Origin of the sequence: Actinoalloteichus fjordicus (assembly GCF_001941625.1) — a bacterium.
GTDB lineage: Bacteria > Actinomycetota > Actinomycetes > Mycobacteriales > Pseudonocardiaceae > Actinoalloteichus_A > Actinoalloteichus_A fjordicus.
Map to the genome: position 1 here is coordinate 1,974,250 of NZ_CP016076.1, position 13,806 is coordinate 1,988,055.

Annotated in this window: 15 protein-coding genes; 14 read left to right on the top strand and 1 reads right to left on the bottom strand. The window is 68.3% G+C overall.

The window, feature by feature from the left end:
* Positions 1-62 precede the first annotated feature (62 nt).
* From UA74_RS08920 to UA74_RS08960, 9 genes are all read left to right on the top strand, one after another.
* On the top strand, positions 63-914 hold the full coding sequence (locus tag UA74_RS08920; protein WP_232237686.1) for a type II CAAX endopeptidase family protein: 852 nt from the start codon (positions 63-65) through the stop codon (positions 912-914).
* Positions 915-1,174: 260 nt separating this feature from the next.
* On the top strand, positions 1,175-1,627 hold the full coding sequence (gene rpsP, locus UA74_RS08925) for a 30S ribosomal protein S16 (RefSeq protein ID WP_075739845.1): 453 nt from the start codon (positions 1,175-1,177) through the stop codon (positions 1,625-1,627).
* Complete coding sequence (locus tag UA74_RS08930; RefSeq protein WP_069848007.1) at positions 1,624-1,863, top strand: RNA-binding protein; 240 nt, start codon at positions 1,624-1,626, stop codon at positions 1,861-1,863. Before rpsP ends, UA74_RS08930 begins: the two co-directional genes overlap by 4 nt.
* Positions 1,860-2,435, top strand: coding sequence for a ribosome maturation factor RimM (gene rimM / locus UA74_RS08935; RefSeq protein ID WP_232237687.1), 576 nt, complete (start codon positions 1,860-1,862; stop codon positions 2,433-2,435). The genes UA74_RS08930 and rimM overlap by 4 nt, the downstream gene beginning before the upstream one ends.
* Positions 2,436-2,665: 230 nt before the next feature.
* Positions 2,666-3,469, top strand: coding sequence for a tRNA (guanosine(37)-N1)-methyltransferase TrmD (trmD, locus tag UA74_RS08940; protein ID WP_075739846.1), 804 nt, complete (start codon positions 2,666-2,668; stop codon positions 3,467-3,469).
* 152 nt (positions 3,470-3,621) lie between these two features.
* Complete coding sequence (gene rplS / locus UA74_RS08945) at positions 3,622-3,981, top strand: 50S ribosomal protein L19 (RefSeq protein ID WP_075739847.1); 360 nt, start codon at positions 3,622-3,624, stop codon at positions 3,979-3,981.
* A gap of 35 nt (positions 3,982-4,016) precedes the next feature.
* Positions 4,017-4,976 (top strand): signal peptidase I, encoded by a 960-nt coding sequence (gene lepB / locus UA74_RS08950; RefSeq protein WP_232237688.1) that lies wholly within the window; start codon positions 4,017-4,019, stop codon positions 4,974-4,976.
* 22 nt (positions 4,977-4,998) lie between these two features.
* On the top strand, positions 4,999-5,754 hold the full coding sequence (locus UA74_RS08955) for a ribonuclease HII (protein ID WP_075739848.1): 756 nt from the start codon (positions 4,999-5,001) through the stop codon (positions 5,752-5,754).
* A 40-nt stretch (positions 5,755-5,794) separates the two neighbouring features.
* Positions 5,795-6,121 carry a DUF2469 domain-containing protein gene (locus UA74_RS08960; protein WP_075743575.1) on the top strand — a complete coding sequence of 109 codons (327 nt, stop codon included), beginning with the start codon at positions 5,795-5,797 and terminating at the stop codon, positions 6,119-6,121.
* A gap of 370 nt (positions 6,122-6,491) precedes the next feature.
* On the opposite strand, the gene UA74_RS08965 is transcribed toward UA74_RS08960, so the two are convergent.
* Positions 6,492-7,724: an ROK family transcriptional regulator gene (locus tag UA74_RS08965; RefSeq protein ID WP_075739849.1), complete on the bottom strand. Its 1,233-nt coding sequence runs from the start codon at positions 7,722-7,724 to the stop codon at positions 6,492-6,494.
* 179 nt (positions 7,725-7,903) lie between these two features.
* Between UA74_RS08965 and UA74_RS08970 the strand changes: the two genes are divergently transcribed.
* Genes UA74_RS08970 through UA74_RS08990 form a run of 5 tightly spaced genes read left to right on the top strand, consistent with a single transcriptional unit; the run spans position 7,904 to position 13,781 of the window.
* On the top strand, positions 7,904-9,562 hold the full coding sequence (locus tag UA74_RS08970; RefSeq protein WP_083683041.1) for an ABC transporter substrate-binding protein: 1,659 nt from the start codon (positions 7,904-7,906) through the stop codon (positions 9,560-9,562).
* A gap of 37 nt (positions 9,563-9,599) precedes the next feature.
* Entirely contained in the window at positions 9,600-10,589 is a 990-nt protein-coding gene (locus UA74_RS08975) for an ABC transporter permease (protein WP_075739850.1), read from the top strand.
* An 8-nt stretch (positions 10,590-10,597) separates the two neighbouring features.
* Positions 10,598-11,554, top strand: a complete 957-nt coding sequence (locus tag UA74_RS08980; protein WP_083683042.1) for an ABC transporter permease — start codon at positions 10,598-10,600, stop codon at positions 11,552-11,554.
* On the top strand, positions 11,551-12,753 hold the full coding sequence (locus tag UA74_RS08985) for an ABC transporter ATP-binding protein (RefSeq protein WP_083683043.1): 1,203 nt from the start codon (positions 11,551-11,553) through the stop codon (positions 12,751-12,753). The genes UA74_RS08980 and UA74_RS08985 overlap by 4 nt, the downstream gene beginning before the upstream one ends.
* Entirely contained in the window at positions 12,750-13,781 is a 1,032-nt protein-coding gene (locus UA74_RS08990) for an ABC transporter ATP-binding protein (RefSeq protein ID WP_075739851.1), read from the top strand. The genes UA74_RS08985 and UA74_RS08990 overlap by 4 nt, the downstream gene beginning before the upstream one ends.
* Positions 13,782-13,806 lie beyond the last annotated feature (25 nt).

Below are 13,806 nucleotides of genomic sequence, written 5' to 3' on the forward strand. Positions count from 1 at the left end.
CGGCGGAGGGCTCGTCGGGACCCGCAGAGACGGCCGTCTGGTCTTGAAGAAGCGGGGTGCGGGTGAGCAAACCCGAGAAGTCGCGACAGCGGAGTAGTGGACACGCGGAAATCGAGGACACGGACTTCACCGGGACCATACCGCCGAGAAGCGTCGAGAAAGGCGACCGATCGGCGCAGACGGCGTCCGCCGTCGACCCGTCGCCGAAGCCGACCGCGGTGCACCGCTGGGGCTTCGGTGTCTTCTTTCTCTCCCAGCTGGTCTTCCTGCTCTCCTCGGTCTTCGTGGTGGCCCCCTTCGGCGACACCGCGAGCGATCCCTCGCTGCGGCCTGCCGTGCTGTTGATCGGGCTGATCGTCCCTACAGTGCTCTCGGCGACGGTGGTCGTGGTGGCGACGCTGATCCGAGGCAACGGTCCTCGGGCCGATCTCGGGCTGCGCTGGTCGTGGGCCGACGTGCGCACGGGGCTCGGGCTCGGTGCGGTCGGCATCGTGCTCACGCTGGGCGCCTCCCGCCTCTGGACGAACTGGGTGGGGGAGGACCAGGCGACCTCCGCAGTGGGCTCGTTGTTGGACGATCTGCGGCTGCCGCCCGTGCTGGCCGTGCTGATCTTCCTGCATCTGCTCGTGCTCGCACCGCTGTGCGAGGAGCTGGTGTTCCGAGGCGCGCTGTGGGGTGCGATGGACCGGCTGCGCTGGAGCCGGTGGACGGCCTTCGGCGTCACCACGGCCCTGTTCGCCGTCGCGCATCTCGAACCGGCCCGCACTCCGCTGCTGCTGGTCATCGGCATCCCGATCGGTCTCGCCCGGCTGTTCACCGGACGGCTCCTCGCGGCCGTCGTCGCCCACCAGGTGAACAACCTGCTGCCCGCTCTGGGCGTCCTGCTGCTGGCCCTCGGCGTCATCCCGACCTGACGAGACCGGTCGTCGTCGAGCCCGGCGCGTGACGGGCGCGACTCGACTCGGCCCGGCTCGCCTCCGGTGTGCCTGGCAAGGGACGGGTTGGTCTGCCGTCGATGCGGTCTGGCAGAATGGCTCGTTGTCCGCCATGGCGTCGGTCCCTCTCACTGACTCGTGGCCAGCCAAATGATGTCCGAGCGCTCGGACCCGTCGCCCCACTCGGGCCCACGGGCGTTCACCCATGAGCAACGAGAGCTTGAGGAGCACCTGTACCCGTGGCCGTCAAGATCAAGCTGATGCGGCTTGGCAAGATCCGTGCGCCGTACTACCGGATCGTCGTCGCCGACTCGCGCACCCGCCGTAACGGCAAGGCGATCGAGACCATCGGCAAATACCACCCCACCGAGGAGCCCAGCTTCATCGAGGTCGACGGTGACCGCGCCCAGTACTGGCTCGGTGTCGGCGCGCAGCCGACCGAGCCCGTGCAGCGTCTGCTGGAGCTGACCGGCGACTGGCAGCGCTTCAAGGGCCTGCCCGTTCCCGAGGGTGTGCTGAAGGTCAAGGAGCCGAAGGCCGACAAGCAGGCGCTGTTCGCCGCCGCGCTCGCAGCGGCGGGCGAGGAGCCTATGGCCGACGCGACGACGCCGAAGAAGAAGGCCGCCAAGAAGGCCGATGAGCCCAAGGCCGAGGCCGAGGGCGGCGAGAAGACCGCGGACGGCCAGGCGTGAGCGTCCTCGCTGACGCCCTGGAACACCTGGTCCGAGGGATCGTGACCAACCCGGACGATGTCCGAGTCCAGCTGATCACCTCCCGGCGGGGGCGCACCCTTGAGGTGCACGTACACCCCGACGACCTGGGCAAGGTCATCGGCCGCAGTGGGCGTACGGCCACTGCGCTGCGCACCGTGATGGCCGGTATCGGCGGTCGCGGTGTGCGGGTGGACGTGGTCGACACCGACCGTTGACGCCGCAGGTGACCCGCGACCGACGTCCGGACGGCGGATCTGCCGACTCCCTGTTGGTGGGGCGAGTGAGCAGGCCGCACGGCGTTCGGGGCGAACTGGTCGTCGACGTGCGGACGGACTCCCCTCGGGAGCGGTTCGCAGTCGACGGCACCGTCGAGGCACGACTGCGGGACGGCAGTTCCCGGCAGCTCACCGTGACGGCCGCCAGGCCGCACGGCGAGCGGCTGCTGCTGAGCGTGACGGGTGTCTCGGACCGGGAGGGTGCGGAGCGTCTGCGCGGCGCTCTGCTGACGGTGTCGAAGTCGTCGTTGCCTCCCACCGAGGACCCCGACGAGTACTACGACCACCAGCTGGAGGGGCTCGCCGCCGTGCTGCCCGACGGCTCGCCGCTCGGCACGGTCCGCGAGGTGCTGCATGGAGCGGGCGGAGACCTGCTCGCCGTGCGTCTCTCGGACGGCGAAGAGGCATTGATCCCCTTCGTCAAGGAAATCGTGCCGACGGTCGACGTCGCGGGAGGTCGGCTCGTCGTCGATCCGCCGCCCGGCCTGGTGGACGACCAGTTCGAGGAGTGAGTCCTCCGTCGGCGCCCCCGGTCCCGTTCGGGACGGGCCGGGCGTCGGCGGAGCCTCGGCCGGACCTGTCGGCGGTGTCCGCAACCTGCGCACCATGCCGTCCGGCCGCCGGACGAGGAACGGCCGAGCAGTGATCGACGACGTCCGGACCGGCCCTTCGCCTCGCGGCAGTGGGCCCGGCCGGTGACGGCGGCCGGACGAAGCCTGTAGGCAGCCGGTGAAGGGGAACAGTGCGGATCGACGTCATCACCATCTTCCCGGAGTACCTCGCCCCGTTGCGGGCCGCGCTGCTCGGTAAGGCGGTCGACCGCGGCCTGATCGAGTTCGGGGTGCACGACCTGCGGGACTGGACGCACGACGTGCATCGCGCCGTGGACGACAGCCCCTACGGCGGAGGCCCGGGCATGGTGATGAAGCCGCAGGTCTGGGGTCCGGCGCTGACCGAGGTCTGTGCGCCTCGTCCCGAGCACGAGGGTCCGCCGACCCTGATCGTCCCCACACCTGCCGGCCGCCGTTTCGATCAGCGCACGGCCGAGGAGCTGGCCGAGTGCCCGTGGCTCGTCTTCGCCTGTGGTCGGTACGAGGGCATCGACGAGCGGGTGGTGGAGGACGCCGCCGAACGGATGCCGGTGCGTGAGCTCTCCATCGGCGACTATGTGCTGGTCGGCGGGGAGGTCGCGGTGCTGACCATGGTGGAGGCGGTGAGCAGGCTGCTGCCGGGCGTGCTCGGCAACCCGGCCTCGGCGCAGGAGGACTCGTTCTCCGACGGCCTGCTGGAGGGGCCCTCCTACACGCGACCGGAGGTGTGGCAGGACCGGCCCGTGCCGGAGGTGCTGCGCTCGGGCAACCATGCGGCCATCCGGAGATGGCGCCGCGACCAGTCCATCATCCGCACCTATCACCGCAGGCCGGACCTGCTGGCTGCGCTGGGTGACGATGCACTCGACAAACACGACCACCGACTGCTGGCCGCCCTCCGCGAGTCGGAGGCGAGCAGCGCCCGGCCCGACGGTTCCGCCGGCCCGATTTCATGACCAGGTCGCAGCCGTGGCACACTGGAGAGGCTGCTGTCGTCGGACAGACCGACGCGCGCCAGATGCCCATTCCCATGCAGGGTTGCACTGTGTAGACAGTCGTGCCCGCGCGGGCACGAGATGCCCGATTGATTGACGAGGACGGACCACCGATGAACACCCTGGACGCTCTGGACGCTCAGTCGCTGCGTTCCGACATCCCGGCCTTCCGGCCCGGAGACACGCTGAAGGTTCACGTCCGCGTCATCGAGGGTTCCCGCCAGCGGATCCAGGTGTTCCAGGGCGTCGTGATCCGTCGTCATGGCGGCGGAGCCCGCGAGACCTTCACCGTGCGTAAGGTCTCCTTCGGTGTCGGCGTGGAGCGCACGTTCCCCGTGCACTCGCCGAACATCGCCCAGATCGAGGTGGCGACCCGAGGTGACGTGCGCCGGGCCAAGCTGTACTACCTGCGCGAACTGCGTGGCAAGGCCGCGAAGATCAAGGAAAAGCGCGAAACGCCGACCGCGTCCTGACCGCGTTCGAGATCACGTAACGTAGCCTGGGAGCCGTGGCAGACCTCGTGCCCTCCACCTCACCACAGGGCGAATCAGACCAGCCGGATCACTCGGATCGGCCTTCCGCATGGCAGCGCAGAGACCATGCGGGAGGTGCCGGGCAGCCGGGGCCGTCGTCGGCGGACGATGTCGACGACGGCCAGGAGAAGCCGTCGGGGCCCGCGAAGAAGGGGTCTTTCTGGCGGGAGCTGTTCGTCCTGGTAGGGATCGCGGTGGTGCTCACCATCGTGATCCAGACCTTCCTGGCGCGGGTCTACGTGATCCCCTCCCAGTCGATGGAGGAGACCCTGCACGGCTGTGCGGGTTGTACCAATGACCGGGTCCTCGTCGACAAGATCACCTATCGGTTCGTCGATCCGGAACCCGGCGACGTGGTCGTCTTCCGCGGGCCCGAGGCCTGGGGACAGAACGACTTCATGACTGCGGAGCCCGCCAATCCGGTGGCGCGTTTCTTCCAGAGCGTCGGCGCGATGTTCGGGTTCGCCCAGCCGGACGAGAAGGACTTCGTCAAGCGGGTGATCGCCACCGGCGGCCAGACCGTCGAGTGCTGTGACGAGGAGAACCGGGTTCTCGTCGACGGCGACCCCCTGGACGAGCCGTACATCTTCTGGCAGCCGGGCCGGGGCAACACTCAGGAGCCGTTCGGCCCTGTCACGGTGCCCGACGATCACATCTGGATGATGGGAGACAACCGCAACAACTCGCTGGACTCCCGAGTGCAGGGTGGCGGCGGCGAGCTGGGCGCGGTCCCACTGGACAACGTGATCGGCAAGGCCAGGATCGTGGTACTGCCCCCGCAGCGCTGGCAGGGCATCAGCGACCACGACCCGCAGCAGTCGGTGTTGAGCGCACCCGTCTGGCAGACGGCGGTTCCCGCCGGGCTCGGCCTACTCGGCGCGTTCCCCACCCTCTGGCTGGGCCGCAGGCTTCTCGGCCGTCGAGACCGGGACTGACACGGAAGAGACGCGGCGGGCCATGTCCGATCTGCTTCGCCCACCTCGCGTCGTGGTTCGTCGCGACGCGGGGAACTGGGCTCTGCAGTCGGCGTTGGACCGCCGAGGACTCGGCCCGGTCGCGGGCATCGACGAAGCAGGCCGCGGCTCCTGCGCGGGCCCGCTGGTGGTGGCCTCGTGCGTGCTGCGTCCCAAAGACTCGGCACGCCTGACCGGGCTCACCGACTCCAAGCTGATGACTGCTGCGGCTCGCGACCAGATGTTCGATCTCATCACGGCTCGTGCTCTCGACTACGCCGTGGTCGTGGTCCCCGCCGAGGAGATCGACGAGATCGGTGTGCACGTCGCCAACATCGAGGGGATGCGCCGGGCCGCCGCCCGGCTCAGCCTGCAGCCCGGCTACATCCTGACCGACGGATTCCGGGTGCCGGGCCTGCCTGCTCCTGGCCTGCCGGTGATCAAGGGCGACCAGGTGGCGGCGTGCGTCGCGGCCGCGTCGGTGCTCGCGAAGGTGACCAGAGACCGCATCATGACCTGCTTAGACGTGGAGTACGCCCAGTACGGGTTCGCGGTGCACAAGGGCTACAGCACGCCGGAGCACGCTGCGGCGCTGACCAGGCACGGGCCGACCATCGTGCACAGATGGTCTTATGCCAACGTGGCAGCCTCGGCTCGGCTGCACGGCATGGTCTCGCCGAGAGGGCGGTTCGGTGGATGGGATTCGGGGTCGTCTCTCGTGGTGAGGGATGATGTGATGGACAATGAAGCGCCCGTATGAGGGGCGTGCACAGTCCGGCGACAGGGAGGGCTCGAACTCGATGAGTTCGGAGGATCTCGAAAAGTACGAGACCGAGATGGAGCTGCAGCTCTACCGCGAGTATCGCGACATCGTCGGGCAGTTCTCCTACGTGGTGGAGACGGAGCGTCGGTTCTACCTGGCCAACGCGGTCGACGTCCAGGTTCGCAACTCCGAGGGTGAGGTCTACTTCGAGGTGCGGATGTCCGATGCCTGGGTGTGGGACATGTATCGGCCTGCCCGATTCGTGAAGAACGTCCGGGTGATCACTTTCAAGGACGTCAACGTAGAGGAACTGGACAAACCCGAGCTGCGGCTGCCGGAGAGCGGGCCGTTCAACGAGACGTGAGGTGTCGCCGCAGGTGTGCAGGCCTGCGCCGACGCGCGTGCGGCGGCGGCTTCCCGCTCGGAAGACCCCGTGACGCGCCGAGCCCCCGTGCGAGGCTTCGGCAGACGGATCGGGCGCTGCGGTGGCACCGATCGGTGCGCTGAGGCCGACGCCTGTTCGGGCGGACGGCTCTTCTCGCATGTGCGAATCGAGGTCCGCCCTGTGATGGTGGTGCGACCGATGATGCGGGGGAGAACCCTGTTCCTACGGTCGGTCCGTGGGCCTGCCGCTTGCCTGCGGCGACCGACGGGACGGCGCAGCGCCCCGTGCCTGCCTGCGGTGACCTCCGCGCTGCCGTCCGTCGTCGAGGTCGGGACGCGGGATATGAGGTTCAGACCTCGGCCGAGGCGCGGCTGCCGAGCATCTGCGGGGCGAACTCGCTGTGCAGCACCAGCGCCGCCGAGCCGACCGCGCTGACGTCCTCGCCTATCGGCGACATGACGGCCGTCAGCGGCCTGCCGCGCCTGGCGAATGCCCGGGTGGTCAGGACGTCCTCGATGGCGGCCGTGTAGAGGTGTCCGATCCCCGCGAAGGCCGGGCCGCAGAGCACGATCAGGTCGAGGTCCAGCAGGTTCACCATGGTCAGGACGCCTGCTGCCAGGTGTCGGGCCGACTGTTCGATCAGCCGGACAGCGGGTGGTTCGCCTGCGGCCGCCGCCGTCCGGATTCTGCCGAAGTCGGCATGGACGTCGTGGGCGGCACCGGACAGGTCAGGCCAGGAGCCTGTGGTGCGTGCCGCCAGCGCCGCCGCGACCACGGCGGGCGGTGCGCTGTACAGCTCGACGCAGCCTCTGTTGCCGCAGAAGCACCAGTCGCCGTTTACGTTCAGCGAGATGTGCCCGAGTTCGCCGACATTCGAGGTGGCACCCCGGTAGACCTGGCCGTCGATGAAGACGCCCGCGCCGATGCCGGTCTCCATGTAGATGCTCGCGAAGTTGCGTGCCGTCCCCGCGCAGCCGAGCCAGTGCTCACCGACGGCTGCGGCCGTGGCGTCGTTGTCGATCATGACGGGCAGTCCGAGCGCCTCCGCCAGTTCGTCGCGAAGGGCCACGTCGTGCCAGTGCGTCATGTTCGGCGGGTCGAGGATCATTCCGCGTTCGTGATCGATCGGTCCGGGGGCGGCCACGCCGACCCCGACGACCCTGGCCTTGTCGATTCCGCAGGACCCGAGTAGTCCGACGGCCTGACCTGCGATGTTCCTGATGATCTCTCGCGGCGCGGTGCTCGATTCACCGTGTCTGGCCCTGGCGACGACGCGCCCGGCGAGGTCGATGACGACGTAGGTGGTGCCCTGGAGGTCGATGCGGACGCCGACGGCGTAACAGGCGGTCGGGTTGAGCGTCAGGAGCGTGCGTCTCTTGCCGCCAGTGGAGCGGCCCTGCCCTGCTTCCACCACGAGTCCGTCGTCGATGAGCCTGCGCACGATGTTGGACACCGTCGGTGCGGTCAGGCCCGTCAGGGCCGTCAATTCCACGCGACTGATCGCGCCGCTCGAGCGGATGCCCTCCAGCACCACTCCTCGGTTGTACGTGCCTACCAGCGGCAGGTTGGCACCTCCGCGCATGTCACTCCTCAGGTCCGACCTCACTCTGGCGAGCGAAAGTATTGCACCCTTGACTTACTTGTTAAAAATGACTAAGAAAGTCGCGAAGGTGTAACACAGAACACACTCGCGCTCCTTCTGTTGGCCGTAGGGCCTCATCCGAGCAGGCGGAGCGGGCTCGTCCCGACAGGAGGATCACGATGACGGTCCCGATCAGACGACGGAGAAGCCTGACCGCGCTCGCAGGCGCCTTATCCCTGGCGGTCGTCGCAGGCTGTGCGGGAGCACCCGCGACCAGCAGCCCGGCCACCTCGATCACCGCTTACACCGGAGCCACCGGCCAGCTCACGGCCAACTTCAACCCGTACATCCTCACGTCCAACCAGCCGGGCCGCGGGATCATCTACGAGACGTTGATGTTCCTCAACCGCGCCAGGGCCGACGACCCCCGGCCGATGCTGGCCGAGGAGTTCGACTGGAACGACGACGGCACCGCGATCACCTTCCAGCTGCGCGAGGGCGTCCAGTGGACCGACGGTGAGGCCTTCACCAGCGACGACGTGGTCTTCACCTTCGAGCTGATGGCGGAGCACGAGGCGCTGAACACCTCGGCGCTGCCCATCGAGTCCGTCGAGGCGGCCGGTGACACCGAGGTGACGATCACCTTCGGGCGGCCCGCTTACACCGACCTGTGGACCATCGCCAGCGACACCTTCATCGTTCCCGAGCACATCTGGTCCGAGATCGAGGACCCGGTGACCTTCGGCAACGCCGAGCCAGTCGGCACGGGCGCGTTCGCGCTCAGCTCCTTCACCGCCCAGAGCTACGAGCTGACGGCCAACGAGAACTACTGGGACGGGGACAAGTCCTACCTGGACTCCATTCGGTTCGTCTCGCACAGCGGAAACCAGTCCGCGCTCTCCGCGTTGACCGCCGGGCAGATCGACTGGGCGAGCATCTTCATCCCGGACATCGAGAACACCTACGGCTCGCGGGCAGAGGGCAATCATTACGAGGTCACCCCCGTCTACATCTCGACGCTCGGGGCGAACCTTGAGGAGGGGCCGACCAGCGACCTCGCCGTTCGGCAGGCCATCTACCGGGGCATCGACCGCGACCAGGTCAACGAGCTGAACTATGACGGACTGAGCACTCCGGCCACCCCCGGCATGCTGATGCTGCCGCGCGAGGAGGAGTTCCTCGCCGAGGACCTCCAGGGCGTGGTCCCCACCCACGAGCCCGACGAGGCACGGCAGATCCTTCAGGACGCCGGTTACACCGAGGGAGCCGACGGCATCTTCGTCAGCCCTGACGGCGATCCGTTGAGCATCGAGGTCAAGGTCGTCACGGGGTACACCGATCAGATCGCCGCGCTGGACGTGATGCGTCAGCAGCTCGCCGAGGTCGGCATCGATCTCCAGCCCCGTGAGGTCTCCTTCGCGTCCTTCGTCGCGGATCGGGACAACGGCAACTTCGAGCTGGTCATCGACAACCTGTACGGCGGCGTCACGCCGTTCACGCTCTACGAGGACTTCTACTCCAGCGCGGCCGCCCCGCCCATCGGACAGCCCGCGACCAAGAACTTCGCGCGATTCCGCAGCGACGTCGTCGACGAGGCCCTGGAGGAGATCGCGGGCACCGAGGACGAGCAGGTCCACGCCGAGGCCTACGCGCGGATTCAGGAAGAGGTCGCCGAACAGCTGCCCTACATCCCGATCCTCCAGTCCATGGCGCTCAGCCAGTTCGCGGGCGCGAAGATCACCGGTTTCCCCACGGCGGACGACCCGTACGCGTTGCCGATGACGCACTCAGCGCCTGACCTGGGCATCGTCGCGGCGAACCTGCGCCCGGCGGAGTGAGCGTGCCTGCCGGGCAGGAGTCCGGGGAGGCCCGGACATGACCTATCTCCGTCGAAAACTGCTCTTCTACCTGGTCGCGGCCTGGGTGGCGATCACGATCAACTTCCTGATCCCGCGACTGATGCCGGGCTCGCCCGTCGACGCACTGCTGGGCAGGCTCCAGCAGGCGGGCGGAGCGGTGTCGGCGGAGGCGAGGGCCTCGCTGGAACTCCTGCTCGGTTACGGCGGGCAGGGCAACCTCTGGGAGCAGTACGTCGGCTACCTGGGCAATCTGCTGCGCGGGGACTTCGGCGTCTCGTCCACCTACTTCCCGACCGAGGTGTCGACCATCCTCGGCGCGGCCCTGCCGTGGACGCTGGTCCTGGTCGGCCTGTGCACGTGTCTGTCCTTCGTTCTGGGCGTCACCCTGGGAATGGTGGTCGGCTGGCGGCGGGGCGGCAGGCTGGACAACCTGGTCCCGATCGCGACGTTCCTGGCGGCCGTGCCCTACTTCTGGCTGGCGCTCGTCCTGGTGTTCCTGCTCGGGTCGACGTTGCGGCTGCTGCCGCTGACGGGCGGCTACGAGTACGGCACGGTGATCGGCCTCAACTGGGAGTTCATCGGTTCGGCCTTGTATCACGCGCTGCTCCCCGCGATCACCATCGTCCTCAGCTCGGTCGGCGGCTGGCTGCTGGGGATGCGCAACATGATGGTCTCCACGATGGGAGAGGACTACGTTCTCACGGCCGAGGCGAAGGGCCTCCGCCCCCGGCGGGTCATGATCACCTATGCCGCGCGGAACGCGGTGATCCCCAGCATCGCCGGCTTCGCGATCTCCTTGGGCTTCGTGGTGAGCGGCTCGATCGTCACCGAGGTCGTGTTCTCCTATCCGGGAATCGGCTTCACGCTGCTCCAGGCGGTGCAGAACAACGACTATCCGTTGATGCAGGCCGTCTTCCTGGTGATCACGCTCACCGTTCTTGGCGCGAACCTCCTGGTCGATCTGCTGTACGCGGTGATCGACCCTCGGACAAGGCAGGCGGGGTGATGACAGGGATGGACGGTCAGAAGGAAGTCACTCCGCCGACCACCACGGCGGCCCCCTCGGCACCCGCGCCGAGTGCGGGCGGTCGTGCACGTCCGGTCCGGATCGGCGGGCTGCTGCGTGACGGGAAGCTGCGGATCGGATTGAGCATCGTCGGATGCTTCGCGTTGATCGGGCTCCTCGGTCCCTTCTTCATCACCGACGTCGGCGCGATCAGCGATCAGGCGCTGCAACCGCCGTCGGCCGAGCACTGGCTGGGCACCACGCAGACCGGTCAGGACATCTTCGGTCAGCTCGTCAACGCCACGCGCGGTTCCCTGATCGTCGGCCTCGTGGTCGGCCTCCTGGCGACGGTCCTCTCGGTGCTCGTGGGCGTCGTCGGCGGGTATCTCGGCGGGCGGGTGGACGAGGGTCTCTCGCTGGTGAGCAATGTCGTGCTGGTCATTCCGAGCCTGCCGTTGGTCATCCTGATCACGAACTACCTGGACGGTGCGGGAATCCTGACGATCGCGCTGATCATCTCGATCACGAGTTGGGCCGCCTCGGCGCGAGTGCTGCGAGCACAGACCCTCTCGGTGCGATCCCGCGACTACGTGGCCGCCGCCCGCGCGATGGGCGAGCGCACCTGGCGGGTGGTGTTCGTCGAGATCCTGCCGAATCTGCTGCCGGTGATCGCATCCCAGTTCGTGTTCGCGATCATCTTCGCGATCCTGACCGAGGCAGGCCTGTCGTTCCTCGGACTCGGCGGCATCGACTACCTGACCTGGGGGACGATGCTCTACTTCGCGCAGAACGCCCAGGCCCTGGCCTTGGGCGCCTGGTGGTGGTTCATTCCACCGGGCCTGTCGATCGCGCTGGTCGGCGCAGGCCTCTCCCTGATCAATTTCAGCTTCGACGAACTGATCAACCCGAGGCTGCGTGCACCGGGAGTTCCCCGGCCCGCCCGGAAGACGAGGAGGCGCTCGTGATCACCGACGATCCCGAACCGAGCCGACGGGGCAGGCGAGATCCGGCCGGGAGCGAGCCGCCTGCGGCCGCGTCGATCGGGTCCGACTCCCCTGCGGACGTGCCTGCCGAGGACAGCCCCGATCCGGTGCGGCACACCCTCGGCGCGCCGGTGCTGACCGTTCGCGGGCTGACCGTGCACTACGAGACGGACCAGCAGGTGCGTGCGGTCCAGGACGTGGACTTTGTCCTGCGCAGGGGAGAGGTCTTCGGACTCGCAGGTGAGAGCGGCTGTGGGAAGTCGACACTGGCCTATGCGCTCAACCGACTGCTGCGCCCGCCTGCCCGTGTCGTGTCGGGCTCTGTCGTGTTCCACGACGAGGGCGGTGACGTCGACCTGCTCGGTCTGGCGGGCGAAGAGCTGCGTCGCTTCCGCTGGAAGAAGATCGCCATGGTCTTCCAGGGTGCGATGAACGCGCTCAATCCGGTGCTCACGGTGCGCACCCAGCTCGCCGACGTGCTGGCCGCGCATGAGCCGGACATGTCCGCCTCGGCCCGGCTGGCGCGGTGCGCCGAGCTGCTCGATCTGGTCGGCGTCGACCGGACCAGGCTGGGCAGCTATCCGCACGAGCTGTCCGGCGGCATGCGTCAACGCGTGATGATCGCGATGGCGCTGGCCCTGAGTCCGGACGTGATGGTCATGGACGAGCCGACCACCGCGCTGGACGTCGTGGTCCAGCGGGACATCCTGCGCGAGCTGAGCAGGCTGCGGGAGCACTTCGGCTTCGCGATCGTCTTCATCACCCATGATCTGTCCCTGCTCTTGGAGATCAGCGACCAGATCGCGATCATGTACGCGGGCCGGATCGTCGAGCAGGCGCCCGCCGGGCGGCTTCTCGACGCGCCGAGGCATCCCTACACCGTGGGGCTGCTCAACTCGTTCCCGAGCCTGACCGGACCGCGCCGGGAGATGCGCGGCGTGCCGGGACACCCGCCGGATCTCGCCGTGCCGATCGTGGGCTGCTCCTTCGCGCCCCGCTGCCCCTACCGACGACAGCCCTGCGACGAGCACCGCCCCGACCTGCGCCGCCGAGACTCGGCGTCCGACGGCATCGCCGCATGTCACGCCTATGCCGAGGCGGATTACGGCGCGCCCGCACCGCCCGCGCTGTTGCGGGGCGAGTTCCATCCGGTCGAGACGGCGGAGGTGGTCGAGGCATGAGCGTTCTTCAGGTCAAGGATCTCGTGAAGGAGTTCGTCGTCCGAGACGGCCGCCGTCGTACGGCGCTGCGGGCGGTGGACGAGCTGTCCTTCGAACTCACCGCAGGCACGACCGTGGCATTGGTCGGCGAGAGCGGCAGCGGGAAGTCGACCGTGGCCAGGATGCTGGCCCAGCTCATGCGACCGAGTTCCGGCACGATCAGCCTGGACGGGAAGCCGATCAGTACACGGGGGCGTGGGCTGCGCCGCTACCGCGAAGACGTGCAGATGGTCTTCCAGGACCCCTTCGGATCATTGAATCCATTTCACACCGTCGACCATCATCTGCGCAGGCCGCTCCGCGTGCACCGCCGTGCCGAGAACCGCGCGGACGAGGACCGACAGATCGAGCACCTGCTGGAACGCGTCAACCTCACCCCACCCGCCAGGGTCGCCGCGAAACGCCCGCACGAACTCTCGGGCGGTCAGCGCCAGCGCATCGCCATCGCGCGTGCCCTGGCGCCCGCGCCAAGGGTGCTGCTGGCCGACGAGCCGGTGTCCATGCTGGACGTCTCGATCAGGCTGGAGATCCTCAACCTGATCGACCGGCTGAAACAGGAGGACGACCTGGCCGTCCTCTACATCACCCACGACCTCGCCACCGCCCGGCACTTCTCACGACGCATCATGGTGATGTATCGGGGCGAACTGGTGGAAAGCGGCGACGCGGACGACGTGATCCTGCGTCCTCAACACCCCTACACCCGCCTGCTCGCCGCCGCCGCACCCGATCCGCGGCGGCGGATCACGATCGACGGTGCGGCGACCGGCGCGATCGGGTCGCCGACGAGCCCTGCTCAGCCCGGCGGCGATCCTGCCGTGTCGGGGCCTGTTGCGGGCGGTTCGTCTGCCGGGATCTCGGACGGCTGCCGCTTCCGGGCGCGTTGCCCCTCCGCGATGGCGGTCTGCGCGGAGCGGCCGCCGATCCTGTCCGTCGGCGACGGACACAGCGCCCGCTGCTGGCTCTACCGCGACGGGTCGGATGCCTGACCCCACCACTGTGAACACCACGAAT

What these genes read in the sequence shown, in the direction of transcription:
- rplS (WP_075739847.1), top strand. Translation starts at nt 3,622, where the DNA reads ATGAACACCCTGGACGCTCTGGACGCTCAGTCGCTGCGTTCCGACATC.
- UA74_RS08955 (WP_075739848.1), top strand. Translation starts at nt 4,999, where the DNA reads ATGTCCGATCTGCTTCGCCCACCTCGCGTCGTGGTTCGTCGCGACGCG.
- UA74_RS08960 (WP_075743575.1), top strand. Translation starts at nt 5,795, where the DNA reads ATGAGTTCGGAGGATCTCGAAAAGTACGAGACCGAGATGGAGCTGCAG.
- UA74_RS08965 (WP_075739849.1), bottom strand. Translation starts at nt 7,724, where the DNA reads ATGCGCGGAGGTGCCAACCTGCCGCTGGTAGGCACGTACAACCGAGGA.
- UA74_RS08970 (WP_083683041.1), top strand. Translation starts at nt 7,904, where the DNA reads ATGACGGTCCCGATCAGACGACGGAGAAGCCTGACCGCGCTCGCAGGC.
- UA74_RS08975 (WP_075739850.1), top strand. Translation starts at nt 9,600, where the DNA reads ATGACCTATCTCCGTCGAAAACTGCTCTTCTACCTGGTCGCGGCCTGG.
- UA74_RS08980 (WP_083683042.1), top strand. Translation starts at nt 10,598, where the DNA reads ATGGACGGTCAGAAGGAAGTCACTCCGCCGACCACCACGGCGGCCCCC.
- UA74_RS08990 (WP_075739851.1), top strand. Translation starts at nt 12,750, where the DNA reads ATGAGCGTTCTTCAGGTCAAGGATCTCGTGAAGGAGTTCGTCGTCCGA.